This window comes from Anaerofustis sp. LCP19S3_F7 (assembly GCF_052119445.1).
Classification (GTDB): domain Bacteria; phylum Bacillota; class Clostridia; order Eubacteriales; family Anaerofustaceae; genus Anaerofustis; species Anaerofustis butyriciformans.
Map to the genome: position 1 here is coordinate 104,918 of NZ_JBQKFF010000002.1, position 21,908 is coordinate 126,825.

Annotated in this window: 16 protein-coding genes, 3 pseudogenes and 1 riboswitch; of the genes and pseudogenes, 15 read left to right on the top strand and 4 right to left on the bottom strand. The window is 31.7% G+C overall.

Annotation, left to right across the window (positions count from 1 at the left end; genetic code table 11):
- Position 1: 1 nt before the first annotated feature.
- Positions 2 to 940, bottom strand: coding sequence for an HPr(Ser) kinase/phosphatase (gene hprK / locus ACTQYZ_RS03935; protein WP_441416064.1), 939 nt, complete (start codon positions 938 to 940; stop codon positions 2 to 4).
- Positions 940 to 1,761 carry a Cof-type HAD-IIB family hydrolase gene (locus tag ACTQYZ_RS03940; protein ID WP_441022862.1) on the bottom strand — a complete coding sequence of 274 codons (822 nt, stop codon included), beginning with the start codon at positions 1,759 to 1,761 and terminating at the stop codon, positions 940 to 942. Before ACTQYZ_RS03940 ends, hprK begins: the two co-directional genes overlap by 1 nt.
- Before the next feature lie 157 nt (positions 1,762 to 1,918).
- On the opposite strand from ACTQYZ_RS03940, the gene ACTQYZ_RS03945 reads away from it, so the two are divergent.
- From ACTQYZ_RS03945 to ACTQYZ_RS03990, 10 genes and pseudogenes are all read left to right on the top strand, one after another.
- Positions 1,919 to 2,554 carry a cyclase family protein gene (locus ACTQYZ_RS03945; RefSeq protein ID WP_441022864.1) on the top strand — a complete coding sequence of 212 codons (636 nt, stop codon included), beginning with the start codon at positions 1,919 to 1,921 and terminating at the stop codon, positions 2,552 to 2,554.
- 13 nt (positions 2,555 to 2,567) lie between these two features.
- Entirely contained in the window at positions 2,568 to 4,286 is a 1,719-nt protein-coding gene (locus ACTQYZ_RS03950; RefSeq protein ID WP_441022866.1) for a phospho-sugar mutase, read from the top strand.
- Positions 4,287 to 4,380: 94 nt separating this feature from the next.
- Positions 4,381 to 4,518 (top strand): helix-turn-helix transcriptional regulator, encoded by a 138-nt coding sequence (locus ACTQYZ_RS03955; RefSeq protein WP_441022868.1) that lies wholly within the window; start codon positions 4,381 to 4,383, stop codon positions 4,516 to 4,518.
- A 318-nt stretch (positions 4,519 to 4,836) separates the two neighbouring features.
- A pseudogene (locus ACTQYZ_RS03960) lies at positions 4,837 to 5,444 on the top strand (recombinase family protein).
- Positions 5,445 to 5,686: 242 nt separating this feature from the next.
- Positions 5,687 to 7,606, top strand: a complete 1,920-nt coding sequence (locus tag ACTQYZ_RS03965; protein ID WP_441416065.1) for a VWA domain-containing protein — start codon at positions 5,687 to 5,689, stop codon at positions 7,604 to 7,606.
- Between the two features lie 443 nt (positions 7,607 to 8,049).
- Positions 8,050 to 9,264: pseudogene (locus ACTQYZ_RS03970) on the top strand (replication initiation factor domain-containing protein).
- Positions 9,265 to 10,004: 740 nt separating this feature from the next.
- Positions 10,005 to 10,172, top strand: coding sequence for a hypothetical protein (locus ACTQYZ_RS03975; protein WP_441022872.1), 168 nt, complete (start codon positions 10,005 to 10,007; stop codon positions 10,170 to 10,172).
- 152 nt (positions 10,173 to 10,324) lie between these two features.
- Complete coding sequence (locus ACTQYZ_RS03980; protein WP_441416066.1) at positions 10,325 to 11,509, top strand: recombinase family protein; 1,185 nt, start codon at positions 10,325 to 10,327, stop codon at positions 11,507 to 11,509.
- On the top strand, positions 11,502 to 11,939 hold the full coding sequence (locus tag ACTQYZ_RS03985; protein WP_441416067.1) for a DUF4368 domain-containing protein: 438 nt from the start codon (positions 11,502 to 11,504) through the stop codon (positions 11,937 to 11,939). The genes ACTQYZ_RS03980 and ACTQYZ_RS03985 overlap by 8 nt, the downstream gene beginning before the upstream one ends.
- Positions 11,940 to 11,982: 43 nt before the next feature.
- On the top strand, positions 11,983 to 12,150 hold the full coding sequence (locus tag ACTQYZ_RS03990; RefSeq protein ID WP_441022876.1) for a hypothetical protein: 168 nt from the start codon (positions 11,983 to 11,985) through the stop codon (positions 12,148 to 12,150).
- Between the two features lie 125 nt (positions 12,151 to 12,275).
- On the opposite strand, the pseudogene mgtA reads toward ACTQYZ_RS03990, so the two are convergent.
- Positions 12,276 to 14,954, bottom strand: a pseudogene (gene mgtA, locus ACTQYZ_RS03995) (magnesium-translocating P-type ATPase).
- Positions 14,955 to 15,201: 247 nt separating this feature from the next.
- Positions 15,202 to 15,359: riboswitch (M-box (ykoK) riboswitch) on the bottom strand.
- A 182-nt stretch (positions 15,360 to 15,541) separates the two neighbouring features.
- On the opposite strand from mgtA, the gene ACTQYZ_RS04000 reads away from it, so the two are divergent.
- Positions 15,542 to 18,205, top strand: a complete 2,664-nt coding sequence (locus ACTQYZ_RS04000; protein ID WP_441416068.1) for a calcium-translocating P-type ATPase, PMCA-type — start codon at positions 15,542 to 15,544, stop codon at positions 18,203 to 18,205.
- Between the two features lie 10 nt (positions 18,206 to 18,215).
- Here ACTQYZ_RS04000 and ACTQYZ_RS04005 read toward each other — a convergent pair whose 3' ends face one another.
- On the bottom strand, positions 18,216 to 19,169 hold the full coding sequence (locus ACTQYZ_RS04005) for a Gfo/Idh/MocA family protein (protein ID WP_441022879.1): 954 nt from the start codon (positions 19,167 to 19,169) through the stop codon (positions 18,216 to 18,218).
- A gap of 134 nt (positions 19,170 to 19,303) precedes the next feature.
- Between ACTQYZ_RS04005 and ACTQYZ_RS04010 the strand changes: the two genes are divergently transcribed.
- The 4 genes from ACTQYZ_RS04010 (at position 19,304) to ACTQYZ_RS04025 (ending at position 21,884) form a co-directional block, all read left to right on the top strand.
- A complete protein-coding gene (locus ACTQYZ_RS04010; protein WP_207669790.1) occupies positions 19,304 to 19,852 on the top strand; it encodes a Sir2 family NAD-dependent protein deacetylase in 549 nt (182 codons plus the stop codon).
- 55 nt (positions 19,853 to 19,907) lie between these two features.
- Positions 19,908 to 20,186, top strand: a complete 279-nt coding sequence (locus ACTQYZ_RS04015; protein WP_138268722.1) for a hypothetical protein — start codon at positions 19,908 to 19,910, stop codon at positions 20,184 to 20,186.
- A gap of 3 nt (positions 20,187 to 20,189) precedes the next feature.
- Complete coding sequence (locus tag ACTQYZ_RS04020) at positions 20,190 to 21,191, top strand: lipoate--protein ligase (protein WP_441022883.1); 1,002 nt, start codon at positions 20,190 to 20,192, stop codon at positions 21,189 to 21,191.
- Positions 21,192 to 21,362: 171 nt separating this feature from the next.
- Entirely contained in the window at positions 21,363 to 21,884 is a 522-nt protein-coding gene (locus tag ACTQYZ_RS04025) for a hypothetical protein (RefSeq protein ID WP_441022885.1), read from the top strand.
- The last annotated feature ends 24 nt before the right edge of the window (positions 21,885 to 21,908 follow it).

Below are 21,908 nucleotides of genomic sequence, written 5' to 3' on the forward strand. Positions count from 1 at the left end.
TTTATTTTTTTACTTTTTTCGCATTTGCATTATTAAATGTTTCTATTCTTTTACAGAAAACTTTACCTGCATTATAATCCATTTCATTTACACGATAATTTCTTGCTATTGTTTCTATTATAACAGCCATATTTCTTCCCGGTCTAACAGGTACTATTAATTTATCAAGAGAAACATCAAGTAATTCTTCTTTTTGATATTCTGTACCTAATCTTTCATAATGCTTTTCATTGTTCCAATGTTCTAGTCTAACTATTAATTCTATATCAACTTTATCCTTTATTGCACCCATTCCAAATAAAGCCTTTACATCAATAATACCAACTCCTCTAATTTCCATAAAATATTGTAATATTTCAGGACAAGAACCTTCTAAAGTATTGATGTTTAATCTTTTAATTTCTACTAAATCATCGCATACAAGTCGGTGACCTCTTTGAACAAGTTCAAGTGCTATTTCACTTTTACCTATACCACTTTCACCTTCAAGTAATATACCTACACCTAAAACTTCAACAAGAACCCCATGTAGCTGCATTTTAGGAGCAAATAAGTCTTCTAAAAATGCTACTGTTTTATTTATACTTAAGTTTGTATTGAAGTTACTTCTTATAAGTATAACGTGTTCTTCTCTTGCAATTTTAACAAATTCATCATATTCTTTAACACCGTTTGTTAGTACTACACATGGAATATCATGTTTAAATAATGCTCTTATTCTATTTTCTCTAACTTGAGGTGTAAGATGTTTTAAATAAGCATTTTCTGTATTTCCAATTATTTGTACTCTGTCATTATCAAAGTATTCAAAAAATCCCGTTAATTGTATTCCCGGTCTTGTTAAAAAGGGTGTGTTTAGTCTGATATTTTTCCTAAAATCACTGTATAATATTTCGCCTTCAAGATTCTTACAAAATTCTTCTAAAGATGCTCTTTTCATTATTCCTTACCTAACATATATTTATTTATAATATAAGCAACGCCTTCTTCATCATTGCTTGGTGCAACTATATCTGCAATTTTTAATACGTCTTTGTGTGCATTTTTCATTGCAACTCCAAGGGAAGCATATTCAATCATTGGTATATCGTTTAATCCATCCCCGATTCCTATTGTGTCTTCATGCTTTATGTTATAAGCCTTTGCTACTTGTTTTATAGCTTCTGCTTTATTTGCATTTTTATGAGTAAATTCAAGTAAAAAACTTTGACTTGTAGCACTTATTGCATTTGTGCCTTTTAAAAGTTCTTTACTGTAAGGAATGTGTTCTTCTACTTTTTCAGGATCATCCTGCCATAAAAGTTTTGCTATTTTGTTGTCTTTATCGTCAAAATAACTCAAATCATCGCCTATGTATAAAACTTCATCTTTATAGTTTGAATTATCCAAGTAATGTTTTGTATGCCTGTTTTTTTCATTAAATGCAATTTTTCCGTCTAATGTCCAAATTATTACGCCGACATTTCTTTTGCATCCTTCTTTATAAGTTAAAATGGCATCTTCTTTATCTAAACCTTTTTGATATAAAACCTTACCGTTTTTTCCGCTTAATATTTGTGCTCCGTTGTAACAAGCAAGAGGCATATCAATATCAAGTTGATCTGTTATAAGGTCTAATGTTACGGGAGCTCTTCCCGAACATGGCATAATTACAATTCCATTGTCAGAAGCTTCTTTAAGAACTTCTTTTGTGTTTTCTGTTAGAATTCTTTTTGAATTAATTAAAGTTCCATCGATGTCTGTTGCTATTAATTTGTACATATTTTTCTCTCTTTCAAAAAAGTTAATATATTGTTATTCCATGTTTATTTTATATTATTTATTTTTTTTTTACAATAGCAATATTCAATATTAAATAAAGAGTAATTTAATTATTTTGTGTTAAAATTAATAAAAAGAGTATATAAGAGGATTATAAATGATAGATTTGACAATTAACATTGAAAATAATATGCAGGTTTATCCATCTGATCCAAATACAATTATAAAAAAGTGTTTTTCTTATGAAGATGATGGATGTTTGGTAAATAATATTTCTTTTTCTTCTCACTGCGGAACTCATATTGATTTCCCTTCTCATTTTATAAAAGGTGGGAAGAATGCAGATGATTATAAAATTGATGATTTTATAGGCAAAGGCTTTGTAATTGATATAAGTTATAAAAAAGATAATGAGATAATTTATGTTAAAGATATAAGTAAATATGAAGAAGATATATTAAAAACAGATGTTTTGATTTTTAAAACAGGATATTCAAAATATTATAATACTGACAGATATTTAAAACATCCTTATTTAGATATTGAAACTGTAAAATATTTATGTAATAAGGATATTAAAATTTGTGGTATTGATTGTTTTGGATTTGATGCAACATTTGAAGATAAAGGCTTTGATGCTCATAATATTTTTTTATCAAACGGTGTATTATTGGTTGAGAATTTAACAGGGCTTAATAAGTTAGTTAGTGGAGTAACGTATGATTTTTATTTTATTCCTCTTAAGCTAAAAGGTTTGGAAGCTTGTCCTATTAGAGCCTTTGTAAAAGAATAAAAGGAGAGAAAAAATGGATTATATAAAAGAATATAATAGATTTTTAAATAGCAGCATAATAAATAAAGAAGATAAAGAAGAACTTTTAAATATTAAATATGACGAAAAAGAAAAAGAATATAGATTTTCAAAACTTCTTGATTTTGGAACTGCGGGACTTAGAGGTGTTATGGGTATTGGAATAAATATGATGAATATATATACCATAAGGCACACTACATTTTCTCTTGGAAAAGTTATTTTAAATGAAGGAGAAGAAAAAAGAGGCGTTGTTATTTGCCATGACCCGAGAAATAATTCTGATAAATTTGCTCTTGAAGCAGCTCTTACTCTATGTAATATGGGTATAAAAGTTTATTTGTTTGATGACCTTAGACCAACGCCGGAGCTTTCTTTTGCTATAAGGCATCTTAAAGCAATTTCAGGAATAAATATAACAGCTTCACATAATACAAAGGAATATAACGGATATAAAGTTTATTGGGAAGACGGAGCTCAGCTTTCTCCAGATATGGCATATAAAGTTCATGAGAATATGATAAAGATAGATGTTTTAAGTGATATTAAAATTATGGAAAAAGACGAAGCTGTAAAAAAGGGACTACTTAAAATTATTGGAGAAGATATTGATAATCTTTATTTGGAAAAAGTGTTATCAGAAAGCGAGTATTCAAAATATACAATAAAACACAAAGATGATTTTAAAGTAGTATATACACCTTTTCATGGATGTGGATATAAATTTGTGCCATATGTGCTTTCAAAAATAGGGCTAGATAATATTATAAAAGTTGAAAGTCAAATGGTTTTAGACGGAAATTTCTCAACGGTTAAATCTCCTAATCCGGAAAATGCAGATGGGTTTAATGAGGCTATTAAGGTTGCTAAAAAAAATAATGCAAATATAATAATAGGAACTGACCCTGATGCAGACAGAGTAGGGGTTATGGCAAAAGATAAAGATAACGAATATAAAGTTATAACCGGTAATCAAGTCGGAGCTTTGCTTCTTGAATATATAATAATGGCAAAGGAAGAAAAGGGAGAATTTAAAAATAATTTTGCAGTTATCAAAAGTATTGTAACTACAAATATAGTTGATGAAATATGTAAAAAAAATAACGTTAAACTTTATGAAGTTTTAACAGGTTTTAAATTTGTAGGTAAGAAAATAAAAGAAATAGAAGAAGAGGGAAGATACAAATTTATATATGGCTTTGAAGAAAGTATAGGTTATTTAAAGGGAAGTTATGCAAGGGATAAAGACGGAATAGTTACATCAATGCTCGTTTGTGAAATGGCTTGTTACTATTATGATAAAGGAATGGATTTATTTGATGCTCTAAACTGCTTATATGAAAAATACGGTTACTTCGATGAGCTAACGGAAAGTATTTATATGGAAGGTTTAGATGGAGAAGAGAGAATAAAAAACATAGGGGTAAAATTAAGAAAAGATATTCCTACAAATTTTAGTGGTACTAATGTAATAAGAGTAAGAGATTATCAAAACCATATCATTAAAAATTTAAAAACAAGAGAAAAAGAAAAGCTTAATGAAGTTACTTCTGATGTTTTGTTTTTTGAACTTGAAGATGGATGCGATATAATTTGTCGTCCAAGCGGAACTGAACCAAAAATAAAATTATATATTTTATCAAAAGGAAGTTCTGTGAAAGATGCAAAATATAAGTCTAGAAAATATATGAAATCGATCAAAGAAATGATTTAAAAACACCGATGAAACGAAAAGTTGCATTATTATAATAATGGGTAGCAGACTTTTAATGTGCTTTTTTATATGATTATAAAAAAGGAGGCATAGTATGAATTTTGGAGAAAAATTAAAAAGTCTTAGAATTAAAAATGAATACTCTCAGGAAACTTTAGCAGAAATGATTAATGTTTCAAGGCAGGCTGTTACTAAATGGGAAAATGAAGTTTTCCAAACAAAAGGATATTAAGAAATAACCTGTGTTTGCCTGCTTGCAAACAAAAGAATATTGCTACTAAGCTAAGAGATACTGCATAGGTGTGTTGGTATCTCTTTTTTTATGCTGCGAAACAGCACACTATTTCATTTCTGCTTGTTCGTTATCAACGTCTTAGCTCATAGCTTGTCAAGAACCTGTTGCAACGCAATGCGTCAGCACTCTTTACAAGCTGTGTGATAAGGCGTATCTTCTTGATGGCAGAAATTACCAAGCATTTTACTTTTACAGTAAGGTGCTTTTTTGTTTATGATATTTATCTATATCCATAGGAAGGAGGATTGATAAAAAATGGCACAGGTTTATGGATATGTACGGGTTTCCAGCATAGACCAAAATGAGGAACGACAGATTGTCGAACTATCAAAAAGAAATGTACTTTCAAAAAATATCTACATAGACAAGCAGTCTGGAAAAGTTTTGAACGTCCGCAATATAAAAAGCTTGTAAGAAAGCTAAAACAAGGCGATTTGCTTTATATTTTAAGCATTGACCAACTAGGCAGGAACTATCTTGAAATACAGGAGCAATGGAGAATACTGACGAAAGAAAAAGGGATTGATATATGCGTTATAGATATGCCCTTGTTAGATACAAGGAATGGAAAAGATTTAATGGGAACATTCATTGCCGATCTCGTATTACAGATACTATCGTTCGTGGCACAGAATGAGCGTGAAAACATCAGAAAAAGACAGGCACAGGGCATTGCGGTGGCAAAGGGAAAAGGAATAAAATTCGGCAGACCAGAAATCGCGCTTCCAGAGAACTTTGGGGAGCTTGTCCATGAATGGGAAAAGAAAAGGCTTCCTCTATCGGAAGTCTTGGAAGTATGCAAAATGAGTGAAGCCACATTTTACAGGAAATTAAGGGAATATCGCTTATTAAAACAAAAATAATTTGTGCTGAACTCTTAAAAGGTACACTTTTTGATAATCATGAGTCAGGGAATACCATCAACCTTAGCAAAAGATTATGGTAAAAATACCACGAGTATTGACAAAATAGGCATTATCGCTTGTAATAGAAATCATACAATAGACTGGTAAAAAGTGTACTTTTTGATAATGATATAAAAGCAGGAAGGGAAGAGTAGAATTTTTTAATCATCTGTTGTAAATTTAAAAAAGGAGAAAGAACAATGAATCTAAAGAGGTTTACAAGTTTTGCACTTGCATTTATCTTGTGTTTCGCATTAGCACCTGTTAACGCTGACGCTCTTGCCAGTGAAAACGATGCAGTGAAAAATGGTTATTATGACAGTTCTGGTCAATGGGTTGAAGGTACATTACAGCAGACGCTACCAGAAGGAATTCATTCTGTTAATAAAACTGCCACGCCTGTTGCTGACAACACTTATGAGATTACCTTGGAAGTTGTTACTAAACAAAAGGTTGAATCATTCAGCAAAAAGTCTGCAACTGTTCTTGTGATTGATACATCAGAGAGTATGAACGATGATTCACGCCTAAAAACTTTAAAAAATTCGGCTGCTGAATTTATCACGACATACGCAGGAAAGAAAGAAAACACGGGACGTTATTTAGCCGTTGTCCAATTTTCTACTGAAACTAAGGTAGTTCTAAATTGGACAGATGTTTCTACGGAACAAGGAAAGAAAAGTGCTATTGATTCGATTCAAGCATTAAGGGCAAATGGAGGAACTAATTTACAAGCTGGATTAAAACAGGCATCTTCTTTATTTAAGCAGTCTACGGTTCAGGGAATTCAAAAGGAGAATAGAAACACAGTTGTATTAACCGATGGAGCACCAACCTATTATCTTAAAAATTGCTCTGGTGGAATATTTACATGGATGCATACGCATGTTGTAATTGATGGTGTCATCTATGATTTAAAAGGTTCTGGAAGAAGTGGAAGTCAAAATATTATTGATTTGACAACTAAAGATGCTAAAGTTCTTAAGGATGAATCAAAGGTTTATACCGTGTGTTATGGAGCACAGGATCAAACCACCTATGAAGGCGGTCCGTTGGTTTCTGATTTTCTGGCAGATAATATCGCACAAAGTCCAGATACAGCATTTATCGTTGGAAAAACTGAAGATTTAATGAAAGTCTTCGAAGCTATTTCTGAAAGTGTTGTCAGTGGGATTACTGGTGAAAATCTAACTGTTACTGACGGTTCTGCTCCATTTGTTACAGTGAGCAACTTGCCAACGACAATTCAGCAAGATGAGAATGGCTTTACATGGAAGTTGACGAATGCAACTACAACAACGGAAGGTAACCAAACTTATTATACTTATCAGCTAAAGTATACTGTCAAATTAGATGCAGATAATGCTGAATTTAAGGAAGAAAACTGGTATCCGCTTAATGGCAAGACCGAAATCAATATGCCAAGTGGAGAAAAAGTTAAATTCCCGATTCCTGCAGCACAGGGAACAAAGACACGTTATACCGTCACTTATACTGATGGGGTCGACAATGAAGAAGTATTCAAAGACAAAGTGTTTGAGAACATCGTAACAGGTTCTAAAACACCGGATTTCGGAGAAATACCGGTAAGAGATGGATATACTTTTAAAGGATGGTCACCTCAAATTGAAGATAAAGTAACAAAAACAGTCGTCTATCATGCAACTTGGGATATGAACCTGATTGACTTAAACATAGCACCAACCATCACGGCAACGGATAAAGTACTGACTGTCGGTGATACCTTTGACCCAAAAGCAGATGTAACAGCAAGCGATAAGGAAGACGGTGACATCACAGCAAATCTCGAAGTTGTGAAGAATGAGGTGGATACAACCAAAGCTGGGGTATATGAAGTAACCTACAAGGTAACAGACAGCCAAGGAGCATCCTATACTAAGACGATTAAAGTCACAGTCAAAGAGAGAAAAATATCAACACCAAATACGGATAAAGAGAAAAATCCGAATAACGGTGGAGATAAAATAAACAATACAGGCAATCCAAAAACAGGCGATAAGACAAATGTAGGTCTATTCACTTCTTTATTAGTTATCAGTGCATTAGGTATTGCAATTCTAGCGGTATTTAAGAAAAAGAAAGCCTTAGAGCATAAATAAGGTGTTTCTTTAAAAACATGGAAAGATAAAGAGATAACAGGCTGTTGTGTGTTATCATAAGCAATTTTTATACCGATGGAGTGAACCGGACACGGTGGCGGAAGTTTCCAGACTTTTCGGCACACCAGCTTGCTGGCGAGGGGCTGGTTCACCTTGTCGGTTGGGCGAGCCTGCGAGCCGTTCAAAGCTCCCGTTATCTAACAACAAGGGGGCAGAAAAAACAAAAGACAATAGACATTTACAAGCGGAAAACGCTTTATTTACGGGGTAAAACCGTATTTTGCAAGGTGTGATATAAATTACGCCATTATCACTTGAAAAAGACACAGGAAAGACAGTTGATTTCAAATGAGAAATTGATTGTCTTTTTCTTTTGAAGAAATTTAAGTATAGGCAATTATCAAGATACGGTAGTTGCCTTTTTTGATTGGAGGAATTTTAGAATGAATGATAAAAACTTTTTTGAAGAATTAAGGCAAAAACGTGAAAAATACGGTGTAACACAAACTAGGCTTGCGGTTGCCTGTGGTATCAGCCGTGAGTATTATAACCGCATTGAAAAAGCAAACAGCCATTGAATAACGAATTAAAGGAAATCATAGAGAAACAGATTGGGCGTTTCAATCCACGAGAGCCGTTATTTTTACTAATTGATTACTTTCGTGTCCGCTTTTCTACTACGGACGCATTAAAGATTATCCGTGATGTACTGCAACTGAAAGCCGATTATATGCTGTATGAAGATTATGGAAAATACGGATATGAAAGCAAATATGTGCTTGGCGACATCAATATCATGTGTTCCATGCAGGAACATTTAGGAGTTCTATTGGAACTGAAAGGTAAAGGCTGTCGGCAACTGGAAAGTTATCTGCTGGCACAGGAACGCTCATGGTATGATTTTATGCTTGATTGCATGACGGCTGGCGGTGTAATGAAACGGCTTGACTTGGCTATCAATGAACGAGCAGGAATATTAGATATTCCAAAGTTAAAAGGAAAAATATATGGCTGGGGAATGTGTTTCCTATTTCCGAAAGCAGAAAAATTATGGCAGTACAGAAAAATGCGGTGATGATACGCCAAAGAACACAGGAGAAACTTTATATCTTGGTTCAACCAGTAGTGAATTATATATGTGTGCCTATCAGAAGAATTATGAGCAGTATGTCAAGAATGGTATAGAAGTTGAAGATACAGAAATCAAGAACCGTTTTGAAATACGCTTGAAGAATGAACGAGCCTATTATGCCGTTGTAGATTTACTGACTTATCGGGACGCTGAACGTACTGCTTTTTCTATCATCAATCATTATGTCCGTTTTGTAGATAGAGAGGATGATAAACCGAAAAGTCAATGGAAAATGAATGAGGATTGGGCTTGGTTTGTAGGGGATAACAGAGAAACGATACGCTTAACTACAAAGCCAGAGCCCTATACCTTGCAAAAGGCATTACATTGGCTACAAAGACAGGTTGCACCGACCATAAAAATGGTACAGACATTAGACAGAGAAAATCATACAACGATACTGAAAGATATGATTGTGCAGGCAGAACTCAAAGACAAACATAAATACTTATTACAGTTAGAAAAATCAACCATAGAAGAACGTATAGATATCGATGTTCCACAAGAGAATGACGGTATTTTTTAATTTCTTCAAAAAATCTGCAACAAAACATCAACTAGCGTACAGATATGGTGTGAGAAAAGGAAATCTAACTTTTTTTCAAAACCACTCATTAAATCGAGGTTTCCATTCCCTATATGGAGTGAAAGAAGAAAAGATTTTGAAAAAAAGTCGAAAAATCGAGTTGAGTGGACAGTGTTATGTGAAAGAGGAAAGAAAATTCTTGATTTGGTTAATAAACAGGTGTTTGAAGTACAGTGTTGTTCTGAAAAGAAAATCAATATTTCCACAAAATTATTGTCAATTTGTATTCAAATGTCTTGTTTACGTCGAGTGTTGGTGTGAAAAGAAGAAAATCTTTTCATTCTCAACTTAACAATCCGTAGTTTTCGTTTCCTATATGGTGCAGGAAAAGAGAAAAAGTTTTGAAGATTGGTTACGCTTCTGTTCTTTTCCAACGCGGTATATAGGAAAGACGATTTTCTTCTTTCGTGTTCTTTGACAACTGAATAAAGCAGTTCAATACGTTTGACAGACAGCGAGCCGTTGAAACAGATACGCCATGACCTTTTCCCTGCTAAAGCGAGCGAACCTTATCTGTGTTCCTGTAAGAAACTTGTCCTTTCCTACCGCCATGACCTGTTCTGTTTGATAATGATACTCCCGTACAGCCACAGCTTGAGCGTTAAGAGCGTCGCACGCAATGGGTACGGCTACATTGGATAATGCAGAGGTGGAACTCCTGTGGACTATGACAAAAGCCGTTGAATTGCTTAGAAAGATTTTACAGAAAGGGGGTATGTGTTATTGATAATGCTGTAAAAACAATTCAAAAGAAAAATAACAAGCGTGGCATTGGCAACAGAGGAAAGACAAAGATTGTTGTAAAAGAGCATTTTCTGAAAAGGGAAAGACAATGGAAGAACTTTTAACTGATGTTATGCTAGAAAAGGCAAAGCAGACAATCGCATAAAATCGGTGCAGTTGTAAGAAATAGATTGAATGACAAAAAGTACACATGTTATACTTTACTTGCAAGCAGGTATTGTAAACATGGGTTAGTTATAAAGGAGGATAACTGACAATGAAACAACAGATTTACAATACTGCACTTTATCTTAGGTTGAGCCGAGATGATGAATTACAAGGCGAAAGTTCCAGCATTACTACACAGAGAAGTATGTTGCGTCTATATGCAAAAGAACATCATTTGAATGTGATTGATAAATATATTGATGACGGCTGGTCGGGAACAAATTTTGACAGACCGAGTTTTCAAAGAATGATTGAGGATATAGAGGCAGGCAAAATCAACTGTGTTGTAACAAAAGACTTATCACGACTTGGCAGAAATTATATTATGACAGGACAATATACTGAATTGTATTTTCCTAGCCATAATGTCTGTTACATAGCGATTGATGACGGTGTAGACAGCGAAAAAGGCGAAAGTGAGATTGCACCATTTAAGAACATCATCAATGAATGGGGGGCAAGAGATACGAGCCGTAAAGTGAAATCAGCCTTTAAGACGAAATTTGCAGAGGGTGCTCATTATGGGGCTTATGCTCCGCTAGGATATAAGAAACACCCTGACATCAAAGGGAAACTGCTGGTTGATGAGGAAACAAAATGGATTGTTGAAAAAATCTTCTCTCTAGCCTATCAAGGCTACGGTAGTGCAAAAATCACAAAGATACTGCGAGAAGAAAAAGTCCCGACAGCGTCTTGGCTGAATTTTACAAGGTATGGCACTTTTGCATATATCTTTGAGGGAAAGCCCGACAGCAAGCGTTATGAGTGGACGATTGCTCATGTTAAGGCAATCTTAAAAAGTGAAGTCTATATCGGGAATAGCGTTAACAATATGCAGTCTACGGTATCGTTCAAGAGTAAAAAGAAAGTGCGTAAACCCGAAAGTGAATGGTTTCGAGTAGAAAATACCCACGAGCCGATTATTGACAAAGAAGTGTTCTATCGTGTGCAGGAACAGATAAAATCAAGGCGTAGACAGACAAAGGAAAAGGCAACGCCGATATTTGCAGGGCTTGTCAAGTGTGCGGATTGTGGCTGGTCTATGAGGTTTGCAACAAATAAGGCAAATAAAACGCCATACATTTATTATGCTTGCAGTTACTACGGGCAGTTTGGCAAAGGTAATTGCTCTATGCACTATATCCGCTATGATGTGATGTATCAAGCTGTATTGGAACGATTGCAGTATTGGTCTAAGGCAGTACAGCAGGACGAAGAAAAGGTGGTTGAATAAGATACAAAAGGCTGGCAATGCAGAGCGAATACGGGAAAAGAAGAAAAAGGCAAGTGCTTTGAAGAAAGCCGAGAACCGTCAAAATGAGATTGACCGCTTGTTTGCGAAAATGTACGAAGATAGAGCCTGTGAGAAGATAACGGAACGAAACCTCATTATGCTGTCGGGGAAATATCAAAAGGAACAGATAGAACTGGAACAGCAGATAACCAACCTAAGAGAAGAATTAAGGAAAATGGAACAGGATATGATAGGTGCTGAAAAGTGGATTGAGTTAATCAAGGAGTATTCCGTACCAAAGGAACTGATAGCACCGTTATTAAATGCAATGATAGAAAAAATACTCATTCACGAAGCAACAACGAATGAGGACAATGAAAGAATGCAGGAAATAGAGATATACTACCGATTTATTGGAAAAGTAGACTGATAATGAGGGTTCATATCTTTAACTAAGGGAAACTGGAAATGGAATGCCCGATATAGAAAATTTAAAATTAATAGCTGATATTTTTGATGTAACAATAGATTCTCTTGTTAGAGATGAAGAGGAAATTGAAACATTAGATGAAAGTTTATGTTTTAATTTTGCTTTTTATACAGGGACTATTTTCTTTTGTATAGGATTTTTTATTAAATAGTTTTTTGGATGCAGTTGATATTATTTTCTTCCCCATAGTAGGAGGAATTATAGGTTATATTTTAGGCATTTTAATTATTAAGTATAAGGAATTATAAGAACTCAGACAAAAGTCTGAGTTCTTTTTTATAACCATTCGTTGTATTTTTTTATGTATAACTTTTTTATAAAAGTTACAAGTAACATATATGATAATATAACACAAATCAAAAATACAAAATAAACGATAGGTAAGCTTGTAAGTCCTATTGATTTTCCAATAAATGTGAAAGGAATTATTGTAAATAAAGCTATTCCCATAAATGTTGTAAATGTTAATATTTTTGATGCTCTGCTTTGAATAAAAGGTATCTTTGGAGTTCTTATCATATGTATAACAAGTGTTTGGCTCCACATTGATTCTATAAACCATCCTGATTGGAATAAAGAAATAAACATGATTTGCGCTGAGCTATTTAAACTTGCATAATTACCGCCCATTACAAGAGGACATATGATAAAGTACATAACTATGTATGTTATTATATCAAATACTGAACTTGTAGGTCCTATCCAAAGCATGAATTTACTTATTGATGATGCATCCCATGTCTTTGGTTTTAAGATGAACTCTTCATCAACATTATCTCAAGGAATTGTTGTGCAAGATAAATCATATATAAAGTTTAATAATATAAAATGTATTGAAGCCATTGGAAGAAATGGTAAAAATGCACTTGCAAATAATACAGAGAACATATTCCCAAAGTTTGATGATGCTGTCATTTTGATGTATTTTATCATGTTTGCATATGTTTTTCTTCCTTGTATGATTCCTTTTTCTAAAACCATTAAATCTTTTTTTAGTAAAATTACATTTGCTGATTCTTTTGCTATATCAACGGCAGTGTCAACAGAGATACCAACATCGCTTTCTTTCATTGAAATTGCATCGTTTATTCCATCTCCCATATATCCAACACTATGTCCGTTTTCTCTTAAGATCCTTATAATTCTTGATTTTTGTTCAGGAGAAAGTTTTACAAAAATATTTGTTATTTCTGCTTTTTTCTTAAGCTCCATATCAGAGATTTTTTCAAGATCTTCTCCTGTAATGATATTTGTTATTTTAATTCCTACTTTTGAGCAAATATATTTTGTTACTTGTTCGTTATCTCCGGTTAGAATTTTTACATCAACGCCATATTTCTTTAATGCTTTAATTGCACCTTTTGTTGATTCTTTTGGTGGATCAAGAAAAGCAAGGTAACCTATTAAAACCATATTTTTTCGTCTTTTACGCTAAAAGCACCAACTCCTGAAGGATTGTTTTTTGAGCTATTCCAAGAACTCTCATTCCTTTTTTCGTTTAATTCTTTTACTTTTTTGATTACATTTTCTTTCATTTCGTTGGTTAAGTTTAAGACTTTTCCTTCATATTCAACATGAGAAGATATGTTTAGCATTTCTTCTATTGCACCTTTTGTAATCATTTGAGTTTTGTCTTTTTTATCTTTTATTACAACACTCATTCTACGTCTCTCAAAATCGAAAGGAATCTCATCAACTTTTATATAATCTTTTTCAAGATTTTTTAAATATTCTTATGTTTTCGATAATTCCTTTGTTCTTTGGATTATAGCTCTATCCATTAGATTTTTTAAACCTGTTTGATGGTAGCTGTTTAAAAAAGCATGACGTAAAATTCTGTCGTCTTCTTTTCCTTTTATATCTAAATGATACTCAAGTTCAACTTTATCTTTTGTTAAGGTTCCTGTTTTATCTGTACAAAGAATGTCAATAGAACCTAAGTTTTGAATTGCGTTTAAATCTTTAAGCTCATTTGTGTAGCTCCTTTTGCAAGACATGATGTAACTATCATAGGTAGCATTTCAGGTGTTAATCCAACTGCAATGGAAACAGCAAATAATAATGCTCCTATCCAATTAGCTTTTGTTATTCTATTTATGAAAAAAACAATAGGAACCATTATAAGCATAAATCTAATTAAAAGATATGATACGGAATTTACGCCTTTTTCAAATGTAGTTTTAACAGGTTTATTCATAAGCTCTTTTGCCGTAAATCCAAGCATTGTATCATTGCCTGTTGTAATAATAATACCTTTTGCGCTTCCACTTATTACATTGCTTCCCATAAAAGCAAGATTATCCATTTGTAGTATAGATGTTTTTTCATTATTTACTTTTGAAGTTTTTTCTATTGCTTCGCTTTCTCCTGTAAGAGCAGATTGGCTTACAAATAAATCTTTTGCTTCTATAATTTTTATGTCTGCAGGTATCATATCGCCTGCAGATAAATGAATTATATCGCCTTGAACTATGTCTTCCATTGGGATTTCTTTTTTTTCATTTTCAATTCTTTCAATACAGGCTGTACTGCAAATCATATTTGAGCCGCATTGTTGCTTTTAGTTTCTTGTGTATAACGAAGTATTCCTGAAATCATAACCATTAATGTTATTATGATTGCTGTAATGGGATTTTTATCTCCCGGATCAGCTAATATTATATCTGTAAAGGTTGAAACAACAGCAAGCATTAATAAAATTAATGTAAAAGGATTTATAAATGCTTTAAAAATTTTTGTTATTATTAATTCTTCTTTGTTTTTTGTTATTATGTTTTTTCCGTTTTCTTCAAGTAGTTCATTTGCCTTAATATTTTTTAATCCATTATTTGATGAATTAAAAAATTTTATTACATCTTTAGTTTCATTGTTTGCCGCAAATAATAATTTTTGATTTACATCATCTCTATGAACCATAGATGATGTCATTTTTGATTTTAAGATTCTTTCTTTCATTGGTCTATTACCTCCATTTTCTTTGTTTTAAAGTAGAATTTAGAGAAGGTAGACACAAAAATAAAAGATAACGTTATAAATAGAAAAATGTTCACTGAAGGAATAAATTTTCTATTAATGCTATTTTTTTATTTTTTGTGTTAATACTGCCTCCAGCGTCCATTTTCTTCACCTCTTTCCTTTTTTTATCCGGATAAATAAAAAATCTTATACAAGCTCAAAGGTTTGTATAAGATATACTTCAATATTTTATAGCCGTTTGAGCTTTAACTCTGCAGGGCGGTGAAACTGTATTATGTTATACCTTGTTTTCGATATAACCTGTTCAAACCAACGCATTATGTCTCCATCATTTTGCGGCAACAGTCCATATCCCTGTAGTAGCCTTACCTACCGGATTTATTTAATTTACATTTTGGGATTATACTCTCGTGTTTTTATTTTGCCAATATACAATTTGTATTTTTTACTTATTTAAGAAAAAGTTAAGAATTGATAATTAATAAATTTTATTATTGATTCATAAACAAAAACCGATAAATTATACACATTTATATAAATATAATTTCTATAAAAGGAGGCGTAATATGTTTTTTAATGTAGAGGTTGATGAAATTATAGAAATGTTACATAGTGATAAAGAAAAAGGGCTAAGCGAAGAAGAAGCAAATTTAAGGCTTGAAAAATATGGAGAAAATATTTTAATTGAGGAAAAAAGAAATACTTTTTTAGATATCTTTTTATCTCAATTTCAGGATTTTCTTATTATTGTTCTTTTAATTGCTGCTGCTGTTTCTTTTTTTATAGGAGAGGGAAGGGATGCAATTATTATACTAGTTATAGTAATAGTAAATGCGTTAATAGCATCTTTCCAAGAATATAAGGCAGATAATGAACTTGAGGCATTAAAAGAGCTTAGTGTTAACGAAGCAAAAATAATAAGAGATGGACAAGTTATAAAAGTTCCTTTTAATAAAGTTGTGGTAGGAGATATAGTTTATGCCGAAAGCGGTGATTTAATTGCTGCAGACGGAAGAATTATAAAAAGCAATAATTTGAAAATAGATGAATCTTCTCTTACGGGAGAAAGTATTCCAATAGATAAAGATAATAAAATTATAAAAGAAGAGAAAGTTGCTCTTGCTGAAAGGCGTAATATGGTATATTCGTCGGGAATTGTAACTTATGGAAATTGTACATATATTGTAACGGCTACAGGTATGGACAGCGAAATAGGCAAGGTTGCCAAGATGATTACATCGCAAGGTGAAAATATAACTCCAATGGCAAAAAAGACAAAAGAAATAGGAACGGTTCTTTCTCTTGGATGTTTATGGGTTTGTATTGCTATTTTTATTATAGGTTTTATTCATGGTAATAAACCTTTAAATATGTTTATGACAAGTGTTTCTCTTGCTGTCGCCGCAATACCGGAGGGACTTCCAAGTGTAATAACCATTGTTCTTTCTATAGGTATAACAAGGCTTAGTAAAAAAGGTGCTATTATAAGAAAAATGCATGCCGTTGAAACGCTCGGAAGTGCAAACGTAATATGTTCAGATAAAACAGGAACATTAACGCAGAATAAAATGAGTGTGGAAAAAGTTTATATTGCAAATAGAATTATAGATAAAGATGAGTTTTCTACAAATAAAAGCATAGCTTTTAAAATGCTTATTAATGTTGCGTATGATTGTAACGATGCAAATCTTTATTATGATGAGAAAGGTAAAGAAGTTAAAATAGGGGATAGCACTGAGGTTGCATTGGTTAGACTTGCAAAAGAAAGTGGAATAGAAAGAGAAAGGAAAATTAGATTTGACGAACTTCCTTTTGATTCTAAAAGGAAAATGATGAGCTGCATTTATAGGGAAGATAATAAGTATATCGTGTATGTAAAAGGGGCTAGCGATGTTTTGATAAATAAATGCTCTCATTATGTTTGTGAATCTAATGTAAAGAAAATAACGTATGATTTAAGAGAAGATTTTTTATCTCAAGTGGACAAGCTTTCAATGGAAGCATATAGAGTCATGGGGTATGCTTATAAAGTTTTGGATAATTTACCTGATAAAGAAAATGTAGAAGATAATCTCATTTTTGTAGGTCTTACGGCTATGATTGATCCTCCAAGGGAGGAGGTATTTGAATCAATTGAAACTTGTAAAAAAGCAGGAATAAAACCTGTTATGATTACGGGAGATCATAAACTTACAGCTGAAGCTATTGCAAAAAAACTTGGAATATTGAAAAATGATGAAGAATGTATAAGTGGATTGGAACTTGAACGTTTAAGTGATAAAGCACTTGAGAAAAGAATAAATAATATAAGTGTTTATGCAAGAGTTACACCGAAAAATAAAGTAAAGATTGTTGAAGCTTATCAAAAAAGTGGTAATATTGTTGCAATGAGTGGAGATGGCGTTAATGATGCTGCAGCACTTAAAAAAGCAGATATAGGATGTGCAATGGGAATAACAGGGACGGATGTTGCAAAAAGTGCCTCTGACATGATTTTATGTGATGACAATTTTTCAACAATAGTTATGGCAGTAAAAGAGGGTAGAGGGGTATTCCAAAATATAAAGAAAGCCATACATTTTTTGATTTCTTGTAACATCGGAGAAATTATTACATTATTTTTTGCAACAATACTTAATTATCCTATGCCTCTACTTCCTATACAGATTTTATGGGTAAACTTAGTTACAGATTCTCTTCCTGCACTTGCTCTTGGAGTTGACCCTTCAGAGGAAAATATAATGGAAAAGAAACCTGAAAAGAAGGATAACAATATATTTACTCCTGGTTTTAGCATAAGAGTTATATTTGAAGGATTACTAATTGGTTTCGTTACATTGGTTGGTTTTTGGTTTGGTAATACCTATTATTCTCTTGAGACGGGAAGAACCTTTGCTTTCTTGATACTTTGCTTATCTCAGTTATTTCACACATTTAATGTAAGGGCAATGAATGAAAGCTTGTTTGACAATCCTCCAATGAAAAATAAGGTTCTTATACTTGCAAATATAGTTTCAGCTTTGCTTGCAATAATCATTGTTATAGTTCCATTTTTTAGAGAAATATTTGAATTATCAGCCCTTGATCCAAATAAGTGGGACTTTGTTTTAACTTTATCTTTAGTTCCTTTGGTAAGTTCTGAAATAGTAAAACTTGCAAAAGACTTGTTTGTGGAAGAAAATAGTCTTTTGAGACAGGGAAGAAATGATAAACAAAAAAAGACTGTTTAAACAGTCTTTTTTATTTCCATGAATTTTGTATGTTTTCAAGTATTTCTACGTTATGTATTGTCATTTCTTTTGTTATAACATCACTTGTTAATTTGCCTTCCATAATACAACTATTAAAATGATTAATTTCATATGTCATTTCACATGTAGCAGGATGATAAACTTCTTCATTATCTCTGTCATCATAATAGTGTATTGTCATTTTATCAGCTTTATAGAAGTTATCCATTTCAATGTAACCTTCACTTCCATAGATAAACAATTTGTTTAATAATTTAACATATCCTGATATTTTACTTGTAGCCAGAGTATCATTTCCTATTTTAAAGTTAAGCGTGCATTCTTTGTCCCCGCCAAATTCTTCGCTTTTAAGTCTCATTCCAAAGTATTCGCTTATTGGTTTACCTAAAACATATTCGATATATTCTATGCAGTATACTGCATTTGTGAAAAATACCCCGCCGCCTTTTGATAAATCAAGAGTCCAAGCATTATAATCTCCAGGGAAAGAAGTCGCAAAGTCCATAAGACCTATTTCACCGATTTGTTTTTCTTTGATTATTTCTTTTACTTTATTTGTAACAGGAAGAAAAACTTCTTTTTGTGCTTCTGCCAAAAATAGATTTTTTTCTTTTGCAAGTTCAAATAATTCTTCTGCTTGTTTTTTTTCTAAAACCAATGGTTTTTCGCAAACTACATGTTTGCCTGCGTTTAATGCATCTTTAATATTTTGATAATGAGCAAAGTTTATAGTTGCTATATATATTACATCAACTTCATCATCATTATATAATTCTTCATAGCTTCCGTAGTATTTTCCTATATTTAATTCTTCTGCTTTTTGTTTTGCTTTTTCTTTTCCTCTTGAAGCTATTGCAACAACTTCTCCGTTTTCGCTTTCTCTTACACCTTTTACAAATCTTGGAACTATCGACGCTGTGCTTAATATCCCGTATTTAACCATTTTACTATCTCCTCATATTTTTATATAAATAATTATACACTAAATAGATTTATTACTAAAGTATAACTTCTTGAATTTGAATAATTTAAAGGGTATAATTATATAATAAATTTTTAAGATAAGGGATGATAAAAATGATTATAGCGTTTACCGGAGCAGGTATATCAAAACAAAGTAATATTCCAACTTTTATGGAAAGACCTGATGTAAGAGAAAAACTGTTTAGAGATTTTGCCATATTACATCCAAAAGAATATAACGAAACAATCAGACAATTAAAAGCAAATATGAATGGAGCTGAGCCTAATGATGCTCATTATGCTTTAAGTGAATACAATATTCCAATTATTACAATGAATATAGATGGACTCCATACAAAAGCAGGAAGCGAACCTTTGGAACTTCATGGGGGGCTGCCTGAAGATGACGAAATGGATATAGCATATAAATTACGTAATAAGCCTGTTTTATATGGAGATCCTGCACCAAATTACCAAAAGGCTTATGAACTTGTTTCTACAATGAAACCTGGCGATGTGTTTCTTGTTATAGGCTGTTCTTATCATACAGCTATTGCTTGTGATTTAAGAGAAGTAGCAAAAAGCAGAGGTGCAAAAATTGTAGAGATACAAGAAGATGCTCAAAAAAATGTAAGAAAAGTATTAGAAGAATTGACAAAATAAAAAATAATATCTTGGGAAAGAATATTATTATATTGTTTTCTTAGGAGGTAAGATTATGAAAGACGATTATTTGCAAGGTATATTAGTTGCCAATAAGAAACTTGGCGTTCTTGGTTGTAGTCAAGATGTATTTACACAACTTGAAAAATACAATGATGAATTTTTAGATGACCTTTTAAATGCTCTTGTAAAGTTTACAATGATTGAAACAAACGGTGTTGTAAATAAGTTTGCAAGATATGATACTTGTGTAGGTAATATTACAATATATACTAAAAAAGGACCAAATGACGAAGTATATACAAATATATTATTTTCCGGAGAGATTATTTAGATTATGAAATATATAAAAACTGACTTTAAAGTACCTTACTATAACATGGCTTTTGAAAATTATGTAATGAATAATGATAAGTTCGATGATGATTATTTCTTTTTTTATATTCACGTTCCTTCAATTATAGTTGGAAAACATCAAAATACAATCGAAGAAATAAACAGTGAATATGTAGAAAAGAATAATATTATTGTTGCAAGAAGGAATACAGGAGGAGGAGCAGTATATCATGATGAAGGAAATTTGAATTTTTCTTTCATTACAACAAAAAAAGATGATATAAAAGAAATTGATTTTGAAAAATATACTACTCCTGTAATAAAAGCATTAAAGAAACTGGGAATTGATGCTGTATTAAGCGGAAGAAACGACATACTTGTTGATGGAAAAAAAATAAGTGGCAATGCGCAGTGTATGAACAAAAAGAAAGTGTTACATCATGGAACTATAATGTTTGATGTTAATGTTGAAGCACTTGTTAATGCTTTAAATGTCAGTGATATAAAGATAACTTCAAAGGCAATAAAATCCGTAAGAAGCAGGGTTTTGAATATTAAAGATATGATAAACAGAGATATGGATATTTATGAATTTAAGGATTTTATTTTAAATGAAATATATAACAATGAGGATATTGATGAATACATACTTTCAAAGGAAGATATTGAAAATATAGAAAAACTGGTTAAAGAAAAGTATGGAACCTGGGACTTTAACTATGGATATTCGCCTAAATTTACAATAAAAAATAAAAAGAAAATAGAGGGCGTAGGTATAATTGATATCATGCTTGATATAAAAGACGGATTTATAAATGATATTAATATAAGCGGAGATTACTTTTCTGTTAAAGAAACCAAAGAGCTTGAAGATAATTTAAAAGGGATAAGATATAAAAAAGAAGATGTATTTAAACTTTTAAGTAATATAAATATATCTGATTATATTATAAATATTAAAAACGATGATTTTATTAAAATTTTATTTAATGAAAAAGACTGAGGATAATCAGTCTTTTTTATTATTTTTTTTGCTTAATGCATATATATTAATATAGTCATTATTAGAATGTCGTTAGAATCTTATAATTATATTAAAAATAACAAATTATATAAAAATTTTACAAATTTTGTGCTAATATATGTTTATGTCAAAACGGAGGCGTAATGTAGAATGAAAATATTTCTAAAAAATAATGAAAATAGAATAAAAAAATCAAAATTAGGATTTAGTTTTACAACTTTGTTTTTTGGGCAATTTGTACCTTTGTTAAGAGCAGATTTTTTATGGACATTAATAATGCTTTGCACTTATTTTGTTGTGGGATATATTCAAGATAAGTTTAATTTGATTTTACTAAATAGGTCTTTTACTTTGTTATGTATATGGTTTGTAATAAATTTGCTTTTTGCTTTTATTTATAATAGAAAGTATGTGAAAACTCTTCTTTTAAATGGTTTTAGGGGATATGATGAGGAAAATGAAGAAAAACTTAAATCAAAAAACATGAGTGTTACAAAAGAACAAATTGAAGAGTATCAAAATAAAAAAGAAGAAAAAAGAATTAAGAAAATAAATAAAAGACAACAAAGAGAGGAAAAAGAAAGAGAAAGACTTAGAAGAAAAAAAGAAGCAAAACAATTAAAGAGAGAAGAACAAGAAAAAAAAGATTCTAATTTAAATAATAATTTGTAAATGATAAAAATATACTTATGTATT